Annotated in this window: 3 protein-coding genes; 2 read left to right on the top strand and 1 reads right to left on the bottom strand. The window is 69.9% G+C overall.

Going from position 1 to position 2,726, the window contains the following annotated elements; translation table 11 throughout:
• On the bottom strand, window positions 1-1,368 hold a 1,368-nt coding region (locus O3Q52_RS51695; RefSeq protein ID WP_269655339.1), incomplete at its 3' end, for an ATP-binding cassette domain-containing protein.
• Between the two features lie 321 nt (window positions 1,369-1,689).
• Here O3Q52_RS51695 and O3Q52_RS51690 point away from each other — a divergent pair.
• Window positions 1,690-2,358, top strand: coding sequence for a GPP34 family phosphoprotein (locus O3Q52_RS51690; protein ID WP_269655338.1), 669 nt, complete (start codon window positions 1,690-1,692; stop codon window positions 2,356-2,358).
• A gap of 136 nt (window positions 2,359-2,494) precedes the next feature.
• Window positions 2,495-2,726 (top strand): isocitrate lyase/phosphoenolpyruvate mutase family protein (locus O3Q52_RS51685; protein WP_269655337.1); only part of this gene is annotated, 232 nt, incomplete at its 3' end.

Genomic DNA, 2,726 nt, shown 5'->3' with positions numbered 1-2,726 from the left:
GCCGGAGAGCGTCGCAGCCCGCTGGTCGGCCCGCGCGCCCCGGAACAGGAAGCGGGCCAGGCGGGCCCGGACCCGGTTGTTGGTGGCGCCGGGCGAGAAACGGGCCACGTTCTCGGCGACCGTCAGCTCGTCGTCGAGCACGTCGAGCCGCTGCGGCAGGAAACGTAGGGGCACATGTGCCTGTGCCTCTCCGGAGACCGGCTCCAGCTCCCCGGCGATCGTCCGCAGCAGAGTCGTCTTGCCCGACCCGTTGCGCCCGATCAGCGCGACCCGCTCGGGCCCGCGCAGATCGAAGTTGCCCACGCTCGCTCCGTACGCCAACTCCAGGTCCTGGAGCGTCAGTACGTTCCGGCCCGGCGGTACGGCCGTGTACGGCAGGTCGACGCGGATCTCGTCGTCGTCCCGCACTGCGTCCACGGCGTCGTCGAGGCGCTCCTTCGCCTCGGCGAGTTTCTCCTCGTGCATGATCCGGTGCTTGCCGGCGGACTCCTGGGCCGTACGTTTGCGCATCCTCATCACGGCGCGGGGCTCGCGCTTGATGTCGAACATCTTCTGTCCGTACTTCTTGCGTCGGGCCAACTTGACCTGCGCCTCGGCCAGTTCACGCTTCTGCTTCTTCAGATCGGACTCGGCGACGCGCACCATGCGCTCGGCCGCCTCCTGCTCGGTGGCGAGCGCCTCCTCGTACGCCGAGTAGTTGCCGCCGTACCAGGTCACCTCGCCGGAACGCAGATCGGCGATCTGGTCGACCAGGTCCAGGAGTTCACGGTCGTGGCTGACCACGATCATGACTCCGGACCAGGCCTCGACGGCCGCGTACAGCCGTCGGCGCGCGTACAGGTCGAGGTTATTGGTGGGCTCGTCAAGCAGGAGGACGTCGGGCCGGCGCAGCAGCAGCGCGGCCAGCCGCAGCAGGACCGACTCACCGCCCGAGACCTCACCGATGGTGCGGTCCAACTCGATGTGGCCGAGGCCGAGTTCGCCGAGGGTGGCGACGGCTCGCTCCTCCACGTCCCAGTCGTCGCCCACGACGTCGAAGTGCGCCTCGGACACGTCGCCCGCCTCGATGGCGTGCAGCGCGGCCCGCTTGCCGGCGATGTCCAGCGCCTCGTCGACCCGCAGACCGGTGTCCAGGGTGACGTTCTGCGGCAGACAACCGACCTCGCCCGCGACACGCACGGTGCCGTCGGCCGGGGTCAGTTGCCCGGCGATCAGCTTCAACAGGGTTGATTTCCCTGATCCGTTGACGCCGACGAGCCCGGTCCTGCCGGGCCCGAAGGCCACCTGCAGATCGTCGAAGACGGAGGTGCCGTCCGGCCAGGCGAAGGAAAGGGAGGTACAGGTGATGGAGGTGGGGAAGGTTGACATACGCGCCTCGCGGTACTTGATGCGGTCAGGGCAACGCGTATCGAGACACCGGGGCGGCGACGACGGCCGGGAGGACGGTCGGAAGTCCTCAAGGCATCCTGGAAGGAAAGGGGAAGGCCCTGTTCCGAAGGACGGCTCGAATGCCGAGGTCGCACGCTGCGCACACACGTATACGTGTGTGACGAGGTGTCTCAGGACCTCAGACGAGCAACGTCCTTCTCCAATCGGCGACAACAGAACCGTCATACACCGTACGAAGGGCTCTCACGGCTGTCAACGAATTAACGTGAGCCCTCACCTCGACCGCACCAAGGAGACCCCGTGCCCGACGGTTCCCTCTCGTTGCCCGCCCGGCTCTACCTGCTGGCCTGGGACACCACGAAGCTGAAGGTCACCGACGCCGCCCACCTCCCCCATCTCGTCCGGGCCGGCGCCCTCACCGAGCTGGCACAGCGCGGGCTGCTCACCGACGTGGACGGCATCGCCACCCCCACGGACCCCGACGCCCAGACCGGGGACCCCGTCCTCGACGGGCTCCTGGAACTCGTCGAGGAGTCCCGCCCGCACAGGTGGAAGACCTGGGTCGGCCTGCGGGCCCGCGTCACCCTGGACGCCGTACGGGCGCAGCTCGCCGCAGACGGGTACCTGCGCGCGGAGAAGACGAGGGTGCTCGGGGTGTTCCCGTCCGTGGAGTACGAGATCGACCGCGTCGTCGCCGTGGACAGGCTGCGCGAGGAGGCCCGGGAGGTGCTGGAGGGGCCCGGGCCGGTGGAGGAGGTGCCCGAGCAGGACGCGGCACTCGTCGCCCTGGCCGCCGGGGCCGAGCTGCGCACCCTGCTGTCGGGCAAGGAACAGCGGCAGTACAAGCAGCGGATCGAGGACCTGGCCGAACGCAGCGGGGCGACGACTCCCGCCTTGAAGAAGGCGGTCCAGGAGGTGCGTTCGGCGGTGGTCCTGGTGATGACGACGACAGGGGTGCCCGGGAGCTGACGACGCGGGAGAGGCCTGTGCCGCCCGGGAGTTGAGGAGACGGGCGAGGCTCGGGGCGCCCGGGAGCCGGGGCGGCTCACGTACGTGTCGGATTCCTGCCAGCCAAGCCGCCCGCCCCGGTGATTGGCTCGTCCGCATGACCGATCTCCGTGCACAGGCCCTGACCTTCCGCGAGCTGCACATCCCCGGCCGGCCCCTCGTCCTCGCCAACGCCTGGGACACCGTGACCGCCCGTGTCGTCGAGGAGGCGGGCGCCTCCGCTGTCGCGACCACCAGTGCGGGCCTGGCCTGGGACCTGGGCGCCGCGGACGGGGACCGCCTCCTCGACGACACGGGCGGTCACGGTGTCCCAGGCGTTGGCGAGGACG

The sequence above is a fragment of the Streptomyces sp. ActVer genome (genome assembly GCF_027270795.1).
Classification (GTDB): Bacteria; Actinomycetota; Actinomycetes; order Streptomycetales; family Streptomycetaceae; genus Streptomyces; species Streptomyces umbrinus_A.
Note: the sequence above shows the minus strand (reverse complement) of the source record. Positions and strands in the feature narration are given on the sequence as shown.